At 72.0% G+C, this 20,384-nt stretch carries 18 protein-coding genes and 1 pseudogene; 9 read left to right on the forward strand and 10 right to left on the reverse strand.

Features of this window, described 5'->3' with window-relative positions; translation table 11 throughout:
• The first annotated feature begins 16 nt into the window (after positions 1-16).
• Positions 17-573 (forward strand): annotated as a pseudogene (locus IF29_RS41580) (FHA domain-containing protein).
• 15 nt (positions 574-588) lie between these two features.
• Here the strand turns inward: IF29_RS41580 and IF29_RS0104775 are convergent.
• Both IF29_RS0104775 and IF29_RS0104780 read right to left on the reverse strand, forming a co-directional pair.
• On the reverse strand, positions 589-2,064 hold the full coding sequence (locus IF29_RS0104775; RefSeq protein WP_030249978.1) for a M48 family metallopeptidase: 1,476 nt from the start codon (positions 2,062-2,064) through the stop codon (positions 589-591).
• Positions 2,065-2,172: 108 nt separating this feature from the next.
• The gene (locus tag IF29_RS0104780) at positions 2,173-2,985 is read right to left on the reverse strand and encodes an AAC(3) family N-acetyltransferase (RefSeq protein ID WP_030249981.1); all 813 of its coding nucleotides are present in this window, start codon (positions 2,983-2,985) and stop codon (positions 2,173-2,175) included.
• A 114-nt stretch (positions 2,986-3,099) separates the two neighbouring features.
• On the opposite strand from IF29_RS0104780, the gene IF29_RS0104785 reads away from it, so the two are divergent.
• Positions 3,100-4,263 carry a cystathionine gamma-synthase gene (locus tag IF29_RS0104785; protein ID WP_030249984.1) on the forward strand — a complete coding sequence of 388 codons (1,164 nt, stop codon included), beginning with the start codon at positions 3,100-3,102 and terminating at the stop codon, positions 4,261-4,263.
• A 19-nt stretch (positions 4,264-4,282) separates the two neighbouring features.
• Here IF29_RS0104785 and IF29_RS0104790 read toward each other — a convergent pair whose 3' ends face one another.
• Positions 4,283-4,816, reverse strand: coding sequence for a MarR family winged helix-turn-helix transcriptional regulator (locus IF29_RS0104790; RefSeq protein ID WP_084713533.1), 534 nt, complete (start codon positions 4,814-4,816; stop codon positions 4,283-4,285).
• Between the two features lie 81 nt (positions 4,817-4,897).
• Between IF29_RS0104790 and ilvA the strand changes: the two genes are divergently transcribed.
• The 3 genes from ilvA to IF29_RS0104805 all read left to right on the forward strand — a co-directional run bounded on the left by ilvA (position 4,898) and on the right by IF29_RS0104805 (position 8,114).
• Positions 4,898-6,115, forward strand: a complete 1,218-nt coding sequence (ilvA, locus tag IF29_RS0104795) for a threonine ammonia-lyase (protein ID WP_030249988.1) — start codon at positions 4,898-4,900, stop codon at positions 6,113-6,115.
• 89 nt (positions 6,116-6,204) lie between these two features.
• On the forward strand, positions 6,205-7,242 hold the full coding sequence (locus IF29_RS0104800; RefSeq protein WP_030249991.1) for a daunorubicin resistance protein DrrA family ABC transporter ATP-binding protein: 1,038 nt from the start codon (positions 6,205-6,207) through the stop codon (positions 7,240-7,242).
• Positions 7,242-8,114 (forward strand): ABC transporter permease, encoded by an 873-nt coding sequence (locus tag IF29_RS0104805; protein WP_030249994.1) that lies wholly within the window; start codon positions 7,242-7,244, stop codon positions 8,112-8,114. Before IF29_RS0104800 ends, IF29_RS0104805 begins: the two co-directional genes overlap by 1 nt.
• A gap of 69 nt (positions 8,115-8,183) precedes the next feature.
• On the opposite strand, the gene greA is transcribed toward IF29_RS0104805, so the two are convergent.
• Complete coding sequence (gene greA, locus IF29_RS0104810) at positions 8,184-8,681, reverse strand: transcription elongation factor GreA (protein ID WP_030249995.1); 498 nt, start codon at positions 8,679-8,681, stop codon at positions 8,184-8,186.
• Between the two features lie 174 nt (positions 8,682-8,855).
• Positions 8,856-9,263 (reverse strand): DUF4307 domain-containing protein, encoded by a 408-nt coding sequence (locus IF29_RS0104815; protein ID WP_030249998.1) that lies wholly within the window; start codon positions 9,261-9,263, stop codon positions 8,856-8,858.
• Positions 9,264-9,369: 106 nt separating this feature from the next.
• Here IF29_RS0104815 and mca point away from each other — a divergent pair, with 106 nt between their 5' ends.
• From mca to nicT, 3 genes are all read left to right on the forward strand, one after another.
• Positions 9,370-10,254 carry a mycothiol conjugate amidase Mca gene (gene mca / locus IF29_RS0104820; RefSeq protein WP_030250000.1) on the forward strand — a complete coding sequence of 295 codons (885 nt, stop codon included), beginning with the start codon at positions 9,370-9,372 and terminating at the stop codon, positions 10,252-10,254.
• Positions 10,255-10,314: 60 nt separating this feature from the next.
• On the forward strand, positions 10,315-10,536 hold the full coding sequence (locus IF29_RS0104825; protein WP_037594321.1) for a hypothetical protein: 222 nt from the start codon (positions 10,315-10,317) through the stop codon (positions 10,534-10,536).
• A 91-nt stretch (positions 10,537-10,627) separates the two neighbouring features.
• Positions 10,628-11,740: a Nickel transporter NicT gene (nicT, locus tag IF29_RS0104830; protein ID WP_063757427.1), complete on the forward strand. Its 1,113-nt coding sequence runs from the start codon at positions 10,628-10,630 to the stop codon at positions 11,738-11,740.
• 198 nt (positions 11,741-11,938) lie between these two features.
• Here nicT and IF29_RS0104835 read toward each other — a convergent pair whose 3' ends face one another.
• Entirely contained in the window at positions 11,939-13,585 is a 1,647-nt protein-coding gene (locus IF29_RS0104835; RefSeq protein WP_051724887.1) for a S53 family peptidase, read from the reverse strand.
• Positions 13,586-13,909: 324 nt separating this feature from the next.
• On the opposite strand from IF29_RS0104835, the gene htpX reads away from it, so the two are divergent.
• Positions 13,910-14,824: a zinc metalloprotease HtpX gene (htpX, locus tag IF29_RS0104840; protein WP_030250008.1), complete on the forward strand. Its 915-nt coding sequence runs from the start codon at positions 13,910-13,912 to the stop codon at positions 14,822-14,824.
• Positions 14,825-14,859: 35 nt separating this feature from the next.
• Here the strand turns inward: htpX and IF29_RS48435 are convergent, their stop codons facing one another.
• The 4 genes from IF29_RS48435 to IF29_RS47385 all read right to left on the reverse strand — a co-directional run bounded on the left by IF29_RS48435 (position 14,860) and on the right by IF29_RS47385 (position 20,325).
• Entirely contained in the window at positions 14,860-17,640 is a 2,781-nt protein-coding gene (locus IF29_RS48435; RefSeq protein ID WP_037594322.1) for a helix-turn-helix transcriptional regulator, read from the reverse strand.
• Between the two features lie 148 nt (positions 17,641-17,788).
• Positions 17,789-18,268 carry a hypothetical protein gene (locus tag IF29_RS0104850; protein ID WP_157623600.1) on the reverse strand — a complete coding sequence of 160 codons (480 nt, stop codon included), beginning with the start codon at positions 18,266-18,268 and terminating at the stop codon, positions 17,789-17,791.
• A gap of 57 nt (positions 18,269-18,325) precedes the next feature.
• A complete protein-coding gene (locus tag IF29_RS0104855) occupies positions 18,326-19,177 on the reverse strand; it encodes a geranyl diphosphate 2-C-methyltransferase (RefSeq protein ID WP_030250017.1) in 852 nt (283 codons plus the stop codon).
• Positions 19,174-20,325 carry a family 2 encapsulin nanocompartment cargo protein terpene cyclase gene (locus tag IF29_RS47385; protein ID WP_232242020.1) on the reverse strand — a complete coding sequence of 384 codons (1,152 nt, stop codon included), beginning with the start codon at positions 20,323-20,325 and terminating at the stop codon, positions 19,174-19,176. The genes IF29_RS0104855 and IF29_RS47385 overlap by 4 nt, the downstream gene beginning before the upstream one ends.
• Positions 20,326-20,384 lie beyond the last annotated feature (59 nt).

The raw sequence follows: 20,384 nt of genomic DNA on the forward strand, positions 1-20,384 counted from the left end.
CCGGACAATCACCATCATGACGACCCCGGAGTCCCTGACCCAGGTGGCTCGGATCTCGGACGCCGAACGCGACCGGGCGATCCGGCTGCTCCGCGAGCACTCGGTGCAGGGGCGGTTGTCGCCCGACACCTTCATCCGCAGGATCGAGCTGGCGCTCACCGCCCAGCGCCGCGCCGACCTGGACGAACTCACCGCGGACCTGCCCGACCAGGGCCGGCTCACCCGGCTGGCGCTGCGCGCCGTCGCGTCGGTCTCCCGCTTCGGCGTACGGCTGCGCGGCGCCTGGCAGACGCCCAGACTGCAGCCCCTGGTGCTGCCGGGCCCGGAGACCCCGGTGCTGCGATCGGCCGGCTGCCCGGGTCGGAACTCAGGCTCACCCACGAGTCGGTCTCCCGCACCCACGCCGAGCTGCGCCGGATCGGCGACGAGTGGATGCTCCGCGACCTCGCCTCCACCAACGGCACCCTGGTGAACGGCTGCCGCATCATCGGCCAGGTCGCGGTCCGCCCCGGCGACCGGGTCGCCTTCGGCCACACGGTCTTCCGCATCGAGAGCCGGAGAAAGCTCTCCTGACGCTGTCGGTGCCGCTCACCGGCGGACCAGGGAGCGGCAGGGGCCGGTGTCCGGCGGGGTGGCGACGAGGGCGTCCAGAGCGGCGTCGACCGCGGGTCCGGTGCCGACGGGGTCGGCGAATTCGAGGTGCAGCACCTGGTCCCAGGACTGGGCGAAGCGGGCGTGGCCGGAGTCGACCAGGGCCAGCAGCAGGTGCGGGCGGAAGGCCTGGTGGGCGGCGGTGCGGGGGGCGGCGTCGGTCTGCGGGAGCCGGGCGGCGATGGCGTCCAGCCAGCCCGCGTCGATCGCGCCGAGCAGGTCGTCCAGGCCGGTGAGCGGGCGGCCCAGGGCGGCCTGGGCGGCGTCGGCGGCGACGGCGCAGTCGTTGACCAGGGCGGTGCGGCCGGCGCCGCGGGCCAGTTCGTCCCAGGGCACCGGACGCTTGTCGGCCGCCTCGGGGGAGAGCGCGGCCGCGGCCACCGCGGAGAGCAGCAGCTCGTGCTCGCGCAGCAGCGCCAGGGCGGGCCGCTCGGCCCCGGTGACGGTGCGTCCGTCCGGCGGCAGCGCCTCCAGCGCGGCGACCCTTTCGCTGATCGGCGGGTGCGAGTCGTAGGGGGTGGTCTCCTGGGCCGGCGGCTCCCGGCGTAGCTTCTCCAGCTCCTCCTGACGACCCTCGGCGGCCAGCAGCGAGCGGAAGCCGCCGTAGAACTCCTCGGGCAGCGGCAGCAGCCCCGCCTCCCAGCCCACCGAGGCGTAGCGGTCCAGGTAGAAGTCGTAGGCCGCGTCCAGCATCGGGAGCCGGCGCAGCGCGTCGGCGGCGTGGTCGCGGCCGGCGATCCGGGCGGCGGCCAGGTCCGCGCTGAGCTCCTGGCGGCGGCCGACCGACTCGGAGACCCGGATGTAGAGCTTGGCGTAGCCGGCGAAGAGGTTCGCGGTGATCGCGCGCCCGCTCGACCTGGCGTGCTGGACCACGGTGATCAGGCTCTGCCGTCCGCGCACGGTGATCCCGGCGAGCCGGGTGTCCTTGTTGCTGTAGTGGCCCAGCTCGTGCGCCAGCACCGCGTCCAGCTGGGGTTCGGTCAGGCCGATCAGCAGCGGGACGCCAATCAGCATCCGGCGGTGCCCCGGGACCAGCCCGAGGAACCTGGGGTTCTCGCTGACGGCGGCGTTGACCGCCGGTATCAGCCGGATCTCGTCCGGGGCCCTGGTCCCGACCTGCCCGGCCAGGCCGCGCACCCGGGCCCACAGCTCGGGCTGCCGCTCCGCGGCGACGGTGACGCCGGGCGGTGCCTCGTCCCTGGGACGGCGCACCAGGAACACCCCGCGCACCAGCGGGATCGCCACCACCACGCTGAGCAGCACCAGCTTGAGCGCCCCGGCGCTCGCGCCGGAGTCCAGATGGGTGAGGATCTCGACGTCCATCAGCACCAGCGCGGCGAGGAAGCCCAGCGCGATCACGTAGAAGCCGGCCAGCAGGGTGAGCGCCTGGACGGCGCGCACGGACGTACGCATGGAAGAACGGCCCCTCTCAGGAGATGCACATCTGTGCGACATCTCGAACAGCGAGGACCGGATCGTAGCGGGTGCCGTGACCGTGCGTCTCCGGCCGGGTGGGGCCGCTCAGCCGAGGGTCGGCTGCGGCCGGTGCTCGGCCAGCCAGACTGCGGCGTAGGCGACGGCGTCGGCCAGCGGGAACAGCCGGACCTGGGCCGCCCCCACCGTGGCCCGCAGCACCGGGCGGTCCCGTTCGAAGGCCGCGCCCAGCTCGTCGAAGCGGTCCTCGTCGATCGAAGTGTCGCGCACGGTCTCCCAGCGGCGGCCCTGCGGGGTCGTCAGCGCGAAGGAGACATCGACCAGCGGGGCCGGGATCCGGTACTCGGCCAGGTGGAACGCGGTGCAGGAGCCGAAGCCGGCGCCCAGCAGCAGGATCCGCGCCCCGACCTGCTCCAGCCTGGCCAGCGGGCTGCGCTCGCCGAGCCGGCAGTCCAGGGCATGGTCGTCCAGGATCTCCGCGGCGCGCGGACCGACGGCGGCGAAGGAGGTCTGCGGATGGGCGCTGCGGACCGCGCCGGGCCAGGTTCGGACGGTCTCCGGCACCACGCCGATGCCGTCGGTCGGTGTGGTCCGCGGGTCGTAGGCCGGCATCGAGGCACGGATGCCCGGCCACCAGTCCTCCGGCACCGGCGGATTGACCCAGATGGCCGGATCGGAGTTGTCGCCGGAATGGGCCGGCACCACCAGGGTCCCGTTGTCGCCGAGGACGTCGAGCAGCGCCTGGACGACGGCGACCGGGCCGCCGCAGACCCAGCCCAGCGAGCTGAGCGAGGAGTGCACCAGCAGGGTCTCGCCGGAACGCACCCCGGCCGCCCGCAGTTCGGAGGCGATCGAGTCGCGCGTGCACATCGGACCGGCCGGCGGCTGGGGCATCGTCATGGCACGTGAGTGTGCCCATCCGCAGCCCGGTGCACCACTGAATTCCGCGGGCCGGCCGGGCCACCGGGGGCAGCGCTGCTTGAACGGCGCGGTTTCGGACTACGCTCGGATCCCATGAGCACCTCGCACCCTCACGAGCACAACCACGCCTTCGAGACCCTGGCCATCCATGCCGGGCAGGAGGCCGATCCGCAGACCGGGGCCGTGGTCACCCCCATCTACCAGGTCTCCACCTACAAGCAGGACGGCGTCGGCGGGCTGCGCGGCGGCTACGAGTACAGCCGCTCCGCCAACCCGACCCGTACCGCCCTCGAAACCAACCTCGCCGCGCTGGACGGCGGCCGCCGCGGGCTCGCTTTCGCGTCGGGGCTGGCCGCCGAGGACTGCCTGCTGCGGACGGTCACCAAGCCCGGTGACCACATCGTCATCCCCAACGACGCCTACGGCGGCACCTTCCGGCTGTTCGCCAAGGTGCTGTCGCGCTGGGGCGTGGAGTGGTCGGTGGCGGACACCCACCACCCCGAGGCGGTACGGGCGGCGGTGCGGCCCAACACCAAGGTGATCTGGGTGGAGACACCGAGCAACCCGCTGCTGGGCATCACCGACGTGGCCGCGCTCGCGCACATCGCCCACGACGCCGGCGCCACCCTGGTGGTCGACAACACCTTCGCCAGCCCCTACCTCCAGCAGCCGCTGGCGCTGGGCGCGGACGTGGTCGTCTACTCCACCACCAAGTACATGGGCGGCCACTCGGACGTGGTCGGCGGCGCGCTGGTCACCGACGACGTCGCGCTGGGCGAGGAACTGGCGTACCACCAGAACGCCATGGGCGCGGTGGCCGGACCCTTCGACGCCTGGCTGGTCATGCGCGGCATCAAGACCCTGGGCATCCGGATGGACCGGCACAGCGAGAACGCCGCCCGGGTCGCCGACTTCCTGACCGGGCACCCCAAGGTGTCCCAGGTGCTCTACCCGGGGCTGCCCTCGCACCCGGGCCACGACGTCGCGGTCAAGCAGATGAAGGCCTTCGGCGGCATGGTGTCGTTCCGTCACAAGGACGGCGAGGAGGCCGCGGTCGAGGTCTGCAACCGGGCCCGGCTGTTCACCCTGGGGGAGTCGCTCGGGGGCGTGGAGTCCCTGATCGAGCACCCCGGACGGATGACGCACGCCTCGGCGGCCGGCTCCGCGCTGGAGGTGCCGGCCGACCTGGTCCGCCTCTCGGTGGGCATCGAGTCGGTGAACGACCTGCTGGCGGACCTGGGCGAGGCGCTGAAGTAGGTGCGTGGCGCCGAAGCGGTCACGGCCGGAAGACCTGCATCGACGCATTGAAGCGCGTGAGCAGCTCGCAGAACTGCTCACGCTCCTCCCCGGACCAGCCGTCCAGGAGCTGATGCATCATCAACTGTCGTGACTCGCGCACCTCCTGGAGCCGCTCCCGGCCGAGCGGGGACAGCTCCAGGAGGACCGCGCGCCCGTCGTCCGGATTGGGCACCCGCTCCACCAGGCCGCAGTCCACCAGCGGGGCGACCTGCCGGGTCACCGTGGACGAGTCGATCCCCATCGCCTGGGCCAGGGCCTTCACACCGACGGCCCCGGTCCAGTCCAGCCGGTTGAGCAGCAGGAACGCCGCCCGGTCCATGGAGTTGCGCTGATCGCCCACCCCGCCCATGCGCACCTGCTCCACCCGGCGCGCGAAGATCGCGACCTGGTACTGGAGCCGGTCGTAGAGCACGTCCTCGGCCGCCGCCGCCGAGGCGTCCGGGTGGCTCACGCCCGCCGGCTGCGGTTCCGCGGGGGTGCGGGGGGTCGCTCCCCCATTGCTTGGAGTCATCGTCGTCACGATCTGTCGTTCCGCTGAGCTGCTCAGAGAGCCCTCCAGAGCGTAACGGTGCAACGCCCTACGCTGAAGCCTATGAACTCCTGGCCCATCACGATCGACGACATCCGCGGCGCCCACAAGATGTTGTCGGGGGTGGCCAGGGTCACCCCGATGGAGGGCAGCCGGCACCTCTCCCGGCTGTTCGGCGCCCCCGTGTTCCTGAAGTGCGAGAACCTGCAGCGCACCGGCTCGTTCAAGCTGCGCGGCGCCTACGTCAGGATCGCCGGGCTGAGCCCGGTCGAGCGCGCCGCCGGCGTGGTGGCCGCCAGCGCCGGGAACCACGCCCAGGGTGTGGCGCTGGCCGCGACCACCCTGGGAGTCCACTCGACCGTGTTCATGCCGGTCGCCGCCCCGCTGCCCAAGGTCGCCGCCACCCGCGAGTACGGGGCCGAAGTGCGGCTGGCCGGCGAGAACTTCGACGAGACGCTGGCCGCCGCGCTGGAGTACGCCGAGAGCACCGGCGCCGTGGTGATCCACCCCTTCGACCACCAGGACGTGGTCGCCGGGCAGGGCACCGTCGGCCTGGAGATCCTGGAGCAGCGCCCCGAGGTCCGCACCATCCTGGTCGGCGTGGGCGGCGGCGGGCTGCTGGCCGGGATCGCCACCGCGGTCAAGCAACTGCGGCCGGACGTCCAGGTGGTCGGCGTGCAGGCGGCCGGCGCGGCCGCCTACCCGCCCTCGCTGGCGGCCGGCCACCCGGTCAGCCTGGACGGCTTCTCCACCATGGCCGACGGCATCCAGGTGGGCCGTCCGGGTGACATCCCGTTCGAGATCGTGCAACGGCTGGCGGACGGGGTGCTGACGGTCACCGAGGACGCGCTCGCCCGGGCCCAGCTGATCTGCCTGGAGCGCTGCAAGCTGGTGGTCGAACCGGCCGGCGCCAGCACCGTCGCCGCCCTGCTGGAGCACAGCGGCGAACTGGAGGGCCCGGTGGTGGCGGTGCTCTCCGGCGGCAACGTCGACCCGCTGCTGCTGCAGCGGGTGCTGCGGCACGGCATGGTGGCCGCGGGCCGCTACCTCTCGCTGCGGCTGCGGATCACCGACCGCCCCGGCGCGCTGGCCGCCCTGCTGGTAGCGCTGACCCGGGTGGACGCCAATGTCGTGGACATCGCCCATGTGCGCACCGACCCCAAGCTGGACCTGGGCGAGGCCGAAGTCGACCTTCATCTGGAAACCAAGGGCCCCGAGCACTGCGAGACCGTAGTGTCGGAGCTGCGGCGGTCGGGCTACCCGATCCTGCGGCAGAGCTGACGCCGGGTCGCGCACCGTCCGGATCCCGGCGAGGCTGTTCATCAGGCACGACACGGGACGACGACACGGCACGACACGGGGAGTGAGCGATGGCGGCGGCCATTGAGGCAGAGGACCTGGTGAAGACCTTCGGGGACGTGCACGCCCTGGACGGGGTCAGTCTGGAGGTCCCGGAGGGCACCGTGCTCGGGCTGCTCGGCCCCAACGGGGCGGGCAAGACCACCATGGTCCGGGTGCTCACCACCCTGCTCAGGCCGGACTCCGGACGCGCCGTGGTGGCCGGGGTGGACGTGCTCAAGCACCCCAACCAGGTGCGCGGACTGATCGGCCTGTCCGGCCAGTACGCCGCCGTGGACGAGTACCTGACCGGGCGTGAGAACCTGCAGATGGTCGGCGAGCTCTACCAGATGAGCCCGCGCGACTCCCGGGCCCGGGCGGTGGAGCTGCTGGAGTGGTTCAACCTCTCCGACGCCGCCAACCGCACCGCCAAGACCTACTCCGGCGGTATGCGCCGCCGGCTCGACCTGGCCGCGGCCCTGGTGGTCCGCCCCCCGGTGATGTTCCTGGACGAGCCCACCACCGGCCTGGACCCGCGCAACCGGATGGCGCTGTGGGAGGTCATCGAGACCCTGGTGGGGGAGGGCACCACGCTGCTGCTCACCACCCAGTACCTGGAGGAGGCGGACCGCCTGGCGCACGACATCGCCGTGGTCGACCACGGCAAGGTCATCGCCAGGGGCAGCGCCGACGAACTGAAGGCGGAGATCGGCGGCGAGCGCGTGGAGATCGTGGTCGAGGACCCGGCCCACCTCGCCCAGGCCGTGGAGGCGCTGGCCCCGTACGCCAAGGGCGAGCCCGCGGTGGAGCGGCACACCCGCGGGATCACCGTCCCGGTCAGCGGCGGCGCCAGCGTCCTCGCCGACGTCATCAGGGAGCTGGACGCCCGGACCATCGTGATCCAGGACATCGGCCTGCGCCGCCCCACCCTGGACGACGTCTTCCTCTCGCTCACCGGGCACGCGACCTTCGGCGACGAGAGCGAGGGCGAGGGCGACAGCGACGAGGTGGGCGAGGCCGGGGACGCCGCGGCGACCGTGGGCGCTGCCGTTGAAGGGAAGGACTCCTGATGTCAGCCACCACCACGACCACCGGCGCGATCGGCCGCGCCACGCCCGTCCAGCGCGGCGGCGCGGTGCAGGCCCTGCGCGACTCCTGGGTCGTCGCCAAGCGCAATCTGCGCCGGATGACCCGGATCCCCGAGATCGTGGTCTTCGGGATGCTGCAGCCGGTGATGTTCGTGCTGCTCTTCACCTATGTGATGGGCGGCGCGATCACCATCCCGGGCGCGCCCAGCAACGCCGACACCTACAAGCAGTACCTGATGGCCGGCATCTTCGCGCAGACGGTGACCTTCGCGGTGGCCGGCGCGTCGGCCGGCATCGCCGAGGACATGAACAAGGGACTGGTCGACCGGTTCCGCTCGCTGCCGATGGCCCGCTCCGCGGTGCTGGTCGGGCGGACCATCGCCGACCTGGTGCAGAGCGCGCTGACGCTGGTGGTGCTGGGAGTGGTCGCCTTCATCATCGGCTGGCGGATCCACGACGGGGTGCTGAAGGCGCTGGGCGGCTTCGGACTGCTGCTCCTGCTCGGCTACGCCTTCTCCTGGATCGGCGCGCTGATCGGCCTCTCGGTCCGCAGCCCCGAGGCGGCCACCTCGGCCGGGCTGGTCTGGCTGTTCCCGCTGACCTTCGTCTCCAACGCGTTCGTGCCGGTCAGCAGCATGCCCGGCTGGCTGCAGCCGGTGGCCTACTGGAACCCCTTCAGCGCCTCGGTCCAGGCGGCCCGCCAGCTCTTCGGCAATCTGCTGCCGCCGCCCGCACCGCAGGCCACGGTGTGGCCGATGGTGCACGCGGTCTGGGTGTCGATCGGCTGGTCGCTGCTGATCATGGCCCTGTTCTCGTGGCTCTCGGTACGCAAGTACCGCTCGGCCGTCGGCTGAGCCTGCGCAGTCCCCCGCGCCCCTTCAGGGGCGCGGGGAACCAGCTACGGTCCGCAGCCGGAAAGTACGTCAGCCCTGGTACGGCTTGGCGGACAGGATCTTCACGCTGGTCTTGCGCCCGTTGGGCAGCTCGTAGGTCGCGGTCTCGCCCACCTTGCGTCCGTCGATCGCGCGCCCCAGCGGGGACTGCGGCGAGTAGGTCTCCAGGTCGTCGGAGGACGCCTCCCGGGAGCCCAGCAGGAAGGTGGTGGTGTCGTCCTCGTCGCCGTCCCAGGCGATGACGACGACCATGCCGGGGCCGACCACGCCGTTGTCGGCCGGGGCCTCGCCGACCTGGGCGCGCTCCAGGAGCTGGTTGAGCTGGCGGATCCGCAGCTCCATCTTGCCCTGCTCCTCGCGGGCCGCGTGGTAGCCGGCGTTCTCCTTGAGATCGCCCTCCTCGCGGGCCGCCTCGATCTTCTGGGTGATCTCGGCGCGTGCAGGACCCGACAGGTGCTCCAGCTCGGCGCGCAGCTGGTCGTACGCATCCTGGGTGAGCCAGGTCACGTTCTCGCTGGTCTGGGTCACGGGTGCTCCTCGTAGGTACATGTGTGGTCCGGCTTGGATAACAGACAACGCCCACTTCCGGGTGGTGTGAGCACATCTACCCCGGAAGGGGCGAAACCAGAAGCCTAACAATTTCCGAAGCGGACCGGGAGGACTCCAACCCAACATGCCGCGGTCAATACGGTCCGGACCGGTTCAGGAGCAGCTGACCAGCTCGCCGGTGGTGCCCCGGCCCGAGGTCCGCAGGGTGACCACGGTGTCGTAGGTGCTGGTGCCGGAGGGGACGGACACGGTCACCCGGCCGACCTCGTTGCCGTTGACGTCGCGCGACCGCACCGTGCAGCTGCCGGACGAGCCGCTCGGCTTGGACACCTCCAGGTGGATCTGCACCTGGGAGGCGGAGTCCACCTGGAAGGACACCACCTGGCCGCTGAACGAGTCCTTGCCCAGGTAGCTGTAGCCGACCAGCGCCACCACGGCGATCGCCAGCGCGACGCAGGCGTAGTAGACCCGCCGCATCCGCCGCTCGCGCTGCTCGGGATCGACGCCGTAGCGCCCGGCCGGAAGCGGGGTCCCGGCTACGACCTTGGTCGGAGTCTCCATCGGACTTTTGCCTCCATAGCGTGGCCCGGCCCGGAAACGCGGAATGTCCGCGGGTCCTGTTCCGTCACTATAGAAGGAGGCAATACCGACGAAGGGCTTTGGGGCGTTGACTGAGCAGCTGCGACTGATGGCGGTACACGCGCACCCGGACGACGAGTCCAGCAAGGGTGCGGCCACCATGGCCTCGTACGTGGCGCGGGGCGTCGACGTACTGGTGGCGACCTGTACCGGGGGTGAGCGCGGGTCGATCCTCAACCCCAAGCTCCAGGGCGACCCCTGGATCGAGGAGAACATCCACGAGGTGCGGGCCAAGGAGATGGACGCGGCCCGCGAGATCCTCGGGGTCAAGCAGGCCTGGCTGGGCTTCGTCGACTCGGGGCTGCCTGAGGGCGACCCGCTGCCGCCGCTGCCCGAGGGCTGCTTCGCGCTGCAGCCGCTGGAGGTGGCGACCGAGCCGCTGGTGCGGCTGATCCGCTCGTTCCGGCCGCACGTGGTGACCACGTACGACGAGAACGGCGGCTACCCGCACCCGGACCACATCATGACCCACAGGATCTCCATGGCGGCCTTCGAGGCGGCCGGCGACCCGGACGCCTTCCCCGACGCCGGGGAGCCGTGGCAGCCGCTGAAGCTCTACTACAACCAGGGCATCTCGCTGAACCGGATCAAGGCACTGGACGCGGCGATGAAGGAGCGCGGTCTGGAGTCGCCCTACGCGGAGTGGATCGCGCGCTGGGACGAGAGCGACCGCAAGCCCCGGGAGATCACCACCAGGGTGCCCTGCGGCGAGTACTTCGAGGTGCGGGACCGGGCGCTGCTGGCGCACGCGACCCAGATCGACCCGGACGGGCCGTGGTTCCGGATCCCGCTGGAGATCCAGCGGGAGGTCTGGCCGACCGAGGACTACGAGCTGGCGCGCTCGCTGGTGGACACCTCGCTGCCGGAGGACGACCTGTTCGCCGGGATCACCGCCGACGTGGTCCAGGTCTGACGACCCGCACGACCCGACCCCGGTCCCCCCGCGCGAACGCCGTGGGGGGACCATAGGGGCATGAGTTCCCTCGCAGCGGCGCACGGCGCCGCCACCACCCTGCTCGCCCTGGACGACAACAAGGTCACCCCGGGCATCCTGGGCTTCGTCGTGTTCGCCGTGCTGGGCATCGGCACCTGGTGGATCCTCAAGGCGATGAACCGCTCCCTCGGGCGGGTCGACTTCGTCGAGGAGCCGGAGCCGCAGCCCAAGGCGGCCCCCAAGCCCACCGTCGAGCCGTAGTCGCAGCTCTCTCGCTATTGCACATTAGTTGCAACTACACATCCACAGCCCCTAACGTGGTCGAGTCGTCACCGACCAGGAGGGGTGTGCCGTGGCTGGTACAGATGTGCGCGCTGGAACGCTGGCGCGGATCCGCGGATCGCTGACCCCGCGGGAGTGGGCCCGGATGGGCGGGATGGCCGCCTTCGTCGTCGGCCTGCACGTCATCGGCTGGTTCACGCTGCTGGCGGTCGTGGCGCCGGCCCACTACACCGTCGGCACCCAGCTCTTCGGCGCCGGGATGGGCGTCACCGCCTACACCCTGGGCATGCGGCACGCCTTCGACGCGGACCACATCGCCGCGATCGACAACACCACCCGCAAGCTGATGGCCGACGGGCAGCGGCCGCTCTCGGTCGGGTTCTGGTTCTCGCTGGGCCACTCGTCGGTGGTCTTCGGACTGTGCGCGCTGCTGTCGCTGGGGGTCAGGGCGCTGGCCGGCCAGGTGGAGAACAGCTCCAGCGGGCTGCAGCACTGGACCAGCCTGATCGGGACCACCGTCTCCGGCACCTTCCTGATGATCATCGCGGTGCTGAACGCGGTGGTGCTGTGGGGGATCGTCAAGGTCTTCCGGCAGATGCGCACCGGCGCCTACAGCGAGGTCGAGCTGGAGGAGCACCTGGCCAAGCGCGGCCTGATGAACCGCATCCTGGCCCCGATCATGCGGACCGTCACCAAGCCCTGGCAGATGTACCTGGTCGGGCTGCTGTTCGGGCTCGGCTTCGACACCGCGACCGAGGTCTCACTGCTGGTGCTGGCCGGCGGCGCGTCGGCGTTCGCACTGCCCTGGTACGCGATCCTGGTGCTGCCGGTCCTCTTCGCCGCAGGGATGTCGCTGCTGGACACCATCGACGGCTCGTTCATGAACTTCGCCTACGACTGGGCCTTCTCCAAGCCGGTCCGCAAGGTCTACTACAACATCACCATCACCGGCCTGAGCGTGGTGGTGGCCGTGATCATCGGCGGTATCGAGATCACCTCGCTGGTCGCCGAGGAACTGGATGTCAGCGGGGGGCCGATCGGGTGGGTGGCCGGGTTGGACCTGAACAACGTGGGGTTCGTCATCGTGGGTCTGTTCGTGGCCACGTGGGTCGCTGCGCTGTTGATCTGGCGGTACGGGCGGGTCGAGGAGAAGTGGTCCGAAGGGTTGCGCGACGCGGCGTAGTGGTTTCTGGCGGGACTTCGGGTGCGGGTTGTAGTGGGCTGGTCGCGCAGTTCCCCGCGCCCCTGGGGGTCTGCAACTGGCTCAGTTGCAACCAGCTAGGGGCGCGGGGAACTGCGCGACCAGCCATCTACGGTCCGCACCAAAGCACGACGGCGGGACCCGGAAGACCGGGCCCCGCCGTCGTGTGCGCCTAGGGCGTCAGCCCAGGCCCGCGGTGAGGAAGCCCGCGCCGTTGTAGCTGCCCCAGCCGGTCACCTTGTCGTAGCCGGTGCCGGCGCTGTACGCGCCGTTGCTGCCGGTCTTGGCGTCGTGGAAGGCGGTGCTGTAGCTGGACGAGGCCAGCGCGTAGATCGAGGAGTTGGCGTAGCCCAGCGCCGACTTGGACTTGGCCGCCGCCTCGCTGTCGTAGATCGCGGTGAACGCGGCCCAGTTGGGCGCGGCCGCGCTGGTGCCGCCGAACTCGTACCAGGCGCCCTCGGTGTAGATCGCCCAGCCGCTGCTCGGGTTGGCATCGGCCGCCACGTCCGGGACGTCACGGTAGGTGCCGGTGTTGACCGAGCTCTGGAAGGACGGCGTCTTGAAGTACGAGGAGATGCCGCCGCCGCTGCCGGACCAGGCGGTCTCCTTGCTCCAGGCCCCGGCCGAGGTGAGCGTCAGGGTGGTGCCGCCGGTGCCGGTGACGTAGGTGTCGGAGGCCGGGAAGTCGACGGAGGTGCCGCCGTTGCCGGCGTCGTCGGAGCCGCTGTCGCCGGAGGCGGAGTAGACCGACTGCCCCTGGGCGGCGGCCTCCTGGAAGTCGGTGTCCAGCGCGACCCGGTTGCTGGCGGTCTCGTCGGCCTCGTCGATGCCCCAGCTGATGGAGACCACCGGGACGTCGTCGCTGACCAGGGCCGCGTACACGGCGACCTCGCCGGCGTCGCTGTTGGGCGCCTCGTAGACCTTGATCGCGGCCTTCGGGGCCAGCGCCTGGACCACCTCGATGTCCAGCTCGACCTCGTCCTCACCGGACAGGTCGGTGGTGCCGCCGCCCGCGCTGCGGACCACCGGGGTGGACGGGCTCAGCGAGAAGTAGCTGTCGTAGGTGGTGATGTTGGACTGCTTGAAGCCGGAGAACTCCAGCAGGCCCACGGTCACCCCGGAGCCGGTGTAGCCGGCGCTGATGGCCGAGGCGACGTTGTAGCCCGAACGGGCCTTGGTCGGGGTGAGCCCGGTGACCGCCTTGGCGGTGGCCTGCGGGACCACCTTCTTGGTGCTGTAGTGCGAGTACTGCGCGTAGGTGTTGAGGCCCGACACGTCGGTGACGGCCGAGGCGATCGCGGCCGGCAGCACCGGGGCCGCGGTGTTCGCGTAGAAGTCCCGCTTGGTGCTGGCGTCGTGGTACGTCGCCAGGGTGGTGCCGAAGGCCTTCTGGACCTGGGCGGCGGTACCGCTGGCCTGCAGGGTCAGGTGGTTGCCGGTGACCGCGCCGACGGTCAGGCCCTGGGAGCGCAGGTAGTCGGTGACCTGGCTGACGGTGGCGCTGGAGGCGCCGAAGCGGTCCGCGAACTGCTTGGCCGTCAGGTAGTGCTTGTACTGGCTCGACGCGGGGTCGGTGACCTGCTTCAGGAACGTCTGCAGTCCGGCCGGGTCGCGCTGGGCGAGGCTGACCGTGACGGATATCGCCTTGTTCGCCGCGACCTGGCCGGTGCGGGTGGAGTGGGCGATCGCGGGCAGGACGTCGCTGCTCAGCGCGGTCTTCTGGGTGTTCGGCTGAACGGCGGCGTGGGCGGCCGGGGCGACGGCCAGCGCGATGATGGGCAGGGGGGCGGCCAGCAGTCCGATGGCGGCGCGGAGGGGCAACTTCACGGGTGTCCTCCTGGGACGGATGAGCGCGCAGCGTCCTTGTCCCGGTGGGGACTTGTGCGCTGAGGCGCCGGAAGCGGTCGGGTCTCACGCTAGGAGCGCGCTGTCCCCCGCATAAGCGGGATAACCCTTGCCCCCCGCGTGAACGCCGCGTGTCCTCCGGTGTCCGTGTTGTGCAGGGTGCGCACGGTGCCGAAGGTGACCGTGTGGCGGCCGCGGGGCAGAACGGCCCGGTCCGGCCCTGGTCGTCCGGCGGCCGGACCCGGATAGTGGAAGCAGGCTGTGGACGTGGTGGCCGCACCGCAGACGAAGGAGTCCGATCCGGAGATGAGTGCCAACCAGGGCCGTTTCGCGCCCGATCGGGGACTGACCGCCCGCATGCTGCTCACGCTGTTCCTGCTGGGACTGCTCTACGTGGGCTTCATGGCGGCGCTGGTGGTCCTGCTCAGGTCCTGGATCGCGGTGGTGCTGATCGCCGCCGGGCTGCTGGCGGCCCAGTACTGGTTCTCGGACCGGATCGCACTGTTCGCCCTGCACGCCCACGAGGTGAGCGCCGAGGAACAGCCGCAGCTGCACGGTCTGGTGGACCGGCTGTGCACCATGGCGGACCTGCCCAAACCACGGATCGCCGTCGCCGAGACGGATCTGCCCAATGCGTTCGCCACCGGCCGCAGCGCCGACCACGCCGTGCTCTGCGTCACCACCGGGCTGCTGCGCCGGCTGGAGGCCGACGAGTTGGAGGGCGTGGTCGCCCACGAGCTGTCGCATCTGGCCCACCGCGACGTGGCGGTCATCACCGTGGCCTCCTTCCTCGGCGTGCTGGCCGGGCTGCTGGTCCGGTTCGCGTTCTACTCCCAACTGCTGCGCGGACGGCGCGACCCGACCTCGGCCGCGCTGATCGGGGCGGTGGTGGGGGTCTCCGCCGGCGTCTATGTGATCAGCTTCCTGCTCATCAGGAGCCTGTCCCGCTACCGCGAACTGGCCGCGGACCGCTCCGCCGCCCAGCTGACCGGCCGCCCCTCGGCGCTGGCCTCGGCACTGACCAAGGTCAGCGGCGAGATCGCCCGCATCCCCGACAAGGACCTGCGCACCACGCAGCCCTTCAACGCCTTCCTGTTCACCCCCGCCGACGGCAAGGGCGGGCCCGGCGTGATGCGGCTGTTCTCCACCCACCCCAGCCTGGAGCGCCGGCTGGAGGAACTCGCCAAGATCTCCAGTAACTTGAACCAGCCGGTCGCTTGAACCAGCCGATGTGACCCGGGCGGTCCGACGGACCGTCAGTGCGGGGTGGTGAGCACGGCCCGGCCGGGGGCGGCGACGGCGCGGGTGAGGGCGGTGCGGGAGCGGACGCCGAGCTTGCGGTAGACCCGGGACAGGGTGCCCTCGACGGTCTTGATGCTGACGAAGAGCGCCGCGGCGACCTCGCGGTTGGTGGCGCCGCCGGCGACGAGTTCGGCGACGCGGTGCTCACTGGCCGTCAGGTCGTCCGCCGCGCCGGCCCGGTCTCCCGGCTCCAGGCGTTCGCGTTCCTGCTCGATCCGCAGCAGCAGCGGTTCGGCGCGCAGCGTCCGGCAGACCGTCTCGGCCTCGGCCAGCACGGCGCGGGCCGCCGCGCGGTGCCGGGCCCGGCGTTCGACGGCTCCCCAGGCGATCAGGGTGCGGGCCAGCTCCAGCGGGAGCGGCAGGTCTTGCAGCCGTGAGGCGGAGACGCGCAGCGCCGCGATGGCCTCCTCGGTCTGTCCCAGGGCCGCCAGGACCAGGCCTTCGGCGCGGTCCAGCGCCGCCACCGCGCCGGCGCCCCAGGAGCCGGGCCAGCCGCCGGTGAGCCTGCGCGACTCCGCGAGCACGGTGCTCGCCTCCGCGGTCTCGCCGGACTGCAGCAGCGCCTCCACCAGGTCGGCGAGACGCCGGACCGTGTCGGGGTCTGCCAGTTCCATGGCCTCGCTCAGCTCGCGGGCCCGCTGCAGCGCCTCACCGGCCCGGGCGGCGCCCTCGGCCCGGCCGGTCAGCAGCAGCGCCTGGCCCAGTACCCCCAGCGCACGGACCTGGAACAGCCGGTCGCTGGCGGCCGCGCAGCCGTCGACGGCATGCTGGGCCAGCTCGGCCGCTCGGGCGGTGCTGCCGCCGGCCGCCTCGGCCAGCGCGGCGGCGTAGGCGGCCAGCGGGGAGGGCTGGCCGGCGTCGGCGACCAGCGCGGTGCAGCGTTCGGCGGTGGCCAGGGCCTGGCGGCACTCCCCGGCCCTGGTCTGGATCCGGACCAGCGCGACCAGGGTGGCCAGGGTGTCCTCCACCCCCTCGGCCCCGGCGCCGGGGTCCAGCAGCGCGGTGACCCGGCGTCGGGCCTGCGGCACCTGGTCGGCGTCGAGCTGGGCCAGGGCCAGTCGGCGCAGCAGGCTGGCGCTCTGCTCGGCCGCGGCCAGGTGCAGTGCCAGTTCCAGCGCGGCGTCGGCGGCCATCGGGTTGCCGCGTAGCCCCTGCACGGTGGCGACCAGGCCCAGCGCCTCCACCCGGGTGGCCCGGTCCTCGGCGGCGAAGGCGAGGGTCGCCGCCCGCTGCGCCTCGGCGGCGGCAGTGCCGGTCCGTCCGCCCAGCAACTCCCGTACGGCGGACCAGAAGTAGAGCGGCGCCAGCAGCGCCGGGTCGTCCCCGGCGTCGGTGAGCCCGCCCTGGATCAGGCCCCCCGCCTCGTCCAGTGCCTGTCCCACCGTCTCCAGCAGGATCATCCGGGCCCGGACCCGCTGGGCCGGGTCGGCGGAGTCGGTGAGCACCCCGGCGGCGCAGCGGCGGGCGTCCTCGTGCAGGCCCGCGTCGGCGGCGTGGGCCGCGGCGGCGAGCAGGTGCGCGGTGCGTTGCCGGGGGTCGGCGGCGGGGGTGTGCTCGGCGGCGAGGGCGGTGAGTTCGTAGGCGGTGTCGGCTTCGCCGCGGTGCCGGGCTACGTCGGCGGCGGCGGCGAGGGCGGCGGCCACCTCGGCGTCCTCCCTGGGGCGGGCCAGGGCCAGGTGCCGGGCTCTGGCGATGGGTTCCACGGTGGCCGCGGCGAGGGCCGTGTGGACCGCGATCCGCTCCCGGAGCAGCGCCTCGGCCTGCAGCGCCGCGCCCAGCAGCGGGTGCCGCAGCCGTACCCGGCCGTGGGCCGCGACCGAGACCAGGCCCAGGCGTTCGGCCTCGGCGAGGGCGGCCACCGGATCGGCGACGCCGGCGGCGTGCAGCAGGCCGAGCGTGGGCTGCGGCGAGCAGGCGGCCAGCAGCAGTGCGGAACGGGACTGCGGGGGCAGCGCCCGGGTCGGGGCCAGCAGCAGGTTGCGCAGCCGGCGCGGTACCGGCGTCTCCTCCTCGGCCCAACGGCCGCCGGGCTGCGGACGGTTGTGCACGGCCAGGGCCAACTCCCTCGCGTAGAAGGGGTTTCCGGCGGAGAGCTGCTGGATCCGGCGCAGCTCCCGGATCGGCGTCGCGGCTCCCTGGCGGAGGATCAGCTCCTCGACGGCGTCCTCGGAGAGCGGGGGGACGGCCAGCTCCAGTGCGGTCGGCGGGCAGAGCCGGTTGCGCAGCGCGGATTCGCCGGAGCCGGTGCGTTCGGCGGCGGCCACGGTGACCGCCAGTGAGGCCGCCCGGCGGGTCAGGAAGGAGAGCACGGCGGCGCTGGGCGGGTCGAGGTCCTGGAGTCCGTCCAGGACCAGCAGCACGGGGAAGTCCTGGACCAGCGTCCGCAGTAGCCGGACCGCGGCCGTGTGCAGGGCCAGCCGGTCCTGGGCGGTGCCGGGCGCGGTGCGCAGCAGCAGCGGCGGGTGCTGGGCGAGGAGGTCGGGGGGCGCGCAGGACAGCAGGTCGCCGAGGGCGGCGTAGGGGAGTACGGACTCCTCCGGGACGGGTGCGCTGCGCAGTACCAGGACGCCGGCGGCGGCGGCCTCCGCGGCGAGGGCGTCCAGCACCGCGCTCTTGCCGATCCCGGCCGGACCGGTGAGCAGCAGCCCCCGGTCGGGGCGGAGGGCGTCGCGGGCCGCGGCGAGGAGCAGGTCGCGGCCGATCGGAGGGGTGCTGCCGCTCGGTACTGGTTGCATGGAACCGTCCGTCCTCCTGAGTACCCCCGCCGCGCCTGCTACGCCATGGACCTGACACCCCGACATGGAGTGTCAGCAATCCCAGCGTGCCGCGGGCGCGGCGTCAAGAAGGCGTACCTGTGAGTCAGGAGTTCTGCGGCACATTCGTCTAGGGTGCCCAGGCGACGGCGACGGCCCAGACCACACCCGACGGTGCGGTTACGGAGTAGACGTCGGTCGCCGCGGAGAACAACCCGGTGGCGTCCTCGTTGGTCTCCCCGGAGGGCGACTTGGTGCAGGCGAAGGTGAACGAGGTAGCGCCCATCGTGACCGTCAGCTTCCCCACGCCCTGGCATTCGATCGCGGTGTCGACCGTCCCGCCGTCCCGGTGCGCCGCCAGGGTGCCCTGGTAGCCGTTGAGGGTCTGCTTCCCGCTCCGGGCGATCAGCTTGAAGCCGTCCTCCGCCAGCAGGTTCTGGGCCGGGTCCACCCACGGTGCGCTGCTCGGTTGCGTCGCCGGAACTGCTGCGTCGGCGGAGGCGGTTGCGGCGGGGCGGTGCGGCGAGGCCGCCGAACACCCCGCCGCCAGCAGCGCGACCGCGACTGCCGAGCCCGCCCGACCTGCTGTTCCATGCCTGCTGAAGACCATCGGTACTACCCCCCGTTCGTGGACCTCACTGGTCCGGAGGGCAAGAGTACGCGGTGGTCAGACCCGGTCGGCGGCGATCAGCAGGTACTGGAAGCTGCCGTCCTTGTAGGCGCTGAGGAAGGCGTCCTCGATCCCGGTGGTGAGGGACGACTGCGCGCGCAGTTCCCAGTAGGGGATGGTGGCCGCGGTGAGGTCGACCACGGTGACCGGCACCAGCCGGTTCGCGGCCATCTCCCTGAAGTAGGTGCTGCGCGAGTGGATGTCGCAGATGTAGTGGGCGTTGATCTGGCTGACGGCCCTGGACGGCAGGCCGTAGGTGTCGTTGTAGCAGCCGGTGATGGTGACGTAGCGGCCGCCGCGGGCCAGCAGCCGCGAGTACTCGGCGAACAGCAGGGACAGGTCCACGTACATGGTGCTCTCGTTATTCCAGATGCCGCGGAAGGAACCCGTCCCGAAGCCGGTGTCCAGCATGTTCTTGAGGTGGAACCGGACCTTGCCGTCCACCCCCGCCTTCCGCGCCTGCTCGTTGGCGAAGGCCACCTGGGTCTCCGAGATGGACACCCCGTCCACCCGGCAGCCGAACCGCCGGTTGGCCACGAAGCTGCCGCCACCGCGGCCCGAGCCGGAGTCCATCAGCCGGTCCTCGGGGGTGATGTCGCCGAGGTGGTCGGCCAGGAGGTCGGCCTGGGCGCACTCCAGGCGGTGCAGCTCCCTGATGGTCCGCTCCTCGCGGGTCTCCTCCGGTCCCTCCAGGACGGACCAGTCCGCTTCGCCGATGCCGTAGTGGTGGTGGTAGGTGCCGTCCACCTCGCCGAGGCGGAGGTTGACCGGGTTCTTCTCGGCGTTCCAGTACGAGGCGACGGAGTGCTGGTAGGGGCTGGCGAGGGGGGAGTCCTGAGTGGCGGTCAAGTCGCGTCCTTCTCTTCGGGGGAGGGGGAGTCGTTGTACCGGGCGCTGGTGGCGTGCCATTCCTTGCTGCCGCCCATCCAGGCCCACAGCCCGGCCAGGAACCGCCGGAGCTGGGGCGAGCCGGCCGCGCTCAGCAGCGCGGCCTCCGCCTCGATGGTGTACATCAGCTCGTCGTGGATCTGCGCCGCGCGGTCCACCGCCTCCTGGAGCGAGCAGTGCTCCTCCGCGGCGATGAGGTTGGGCAGATTGGTGTCGGTGGGGTCCTCCTTGCTCATCGAGTAGAGGTCGTTGAGCAGCACGTTGGCGGTGGCCGCGTAGAGGTAGGTGCGGCGGACCCGGGCGTCGGCGAACTCGTGGGCGGGCAGCTCGTAGCCGCCGATCGGGTCGATCAGGACCATGCAGGGGAAGAAGGCGTTCTCGTAGCGGTGCAGCAGGTACTCCCAGACCGCCGGGGTGCGGCCGGAGGAGCGCCAGTGCGCCTCCTGGGAGTAGCCCACGAACATCACGGCCAGTTCGTGCCGGAGCCGGGCCACCTGGGTCGGGCTGGCGATCCCGGCCAGGTGGTCGAGGCAGGAGCGGAAGGCGCGCAGCACCGGCTCCTGCTGCACCACCTGCTCGAACTGCGCCAGGTAGCGGGCCGGGAGGCGGACCGGGTCGACCACCGCATGGGTCAGCGCCAGCCGGTGGCCGAGCAGTTCGGGGGTGGTGTCCTCGCCCTCGTCCACCCAGTGGTCGTCGACGGCCCATTCGGCCAGGCCGCACCTGGCCGCGACCAGCAGGCGGTCGGGGTCGTCGCAGTCGGGGTGGGCCAGCATGAACAGCCGTCCGAACTGGTGCGAACGCAGCCGCTCCAGCCGTCCCTGGAAGAGCCCCATCTCCTCGGCCCAGTCCACCAGCCGGTTGTTGACCTCCTCCCCGAGCGCCGGATCGTCCCGCACCGCGTCGGGGCAGTGCAGCGGCGGCACCCGGACCGAGCCGCGGGCGGCGCCGGGGGAGGACCCGTCCGACTCCTCCGGCCCGTCCTCCGGCGGACGGCGGGCGCGGGGGACCCGGGCCGCGGAGGTGCCCAGCCCGGTGGGTCCGGAAAGGGCGTGTTCGATTCTTCGCCATTCCGGGCCGGGTTGGGAAATGCGGTCGAAAAGCGACACACCTTCTCCTTCGCTCAGGCGTTCCCGTGGAATTCAACTCCCCCTGGAAGAAGGATTTC

The sequence above is a fragment of the Streptacidiphilus jeojiense genome (assembly GCF_000719095.1).
Taxonomy (GTDB): domain Bacteria; phylum Actinomycetota; class Actinomycetes; order Streptomycetales; family Streptomycetaceae; genus Streptacidiphilus; species Streptacidiphilus jeojiensis.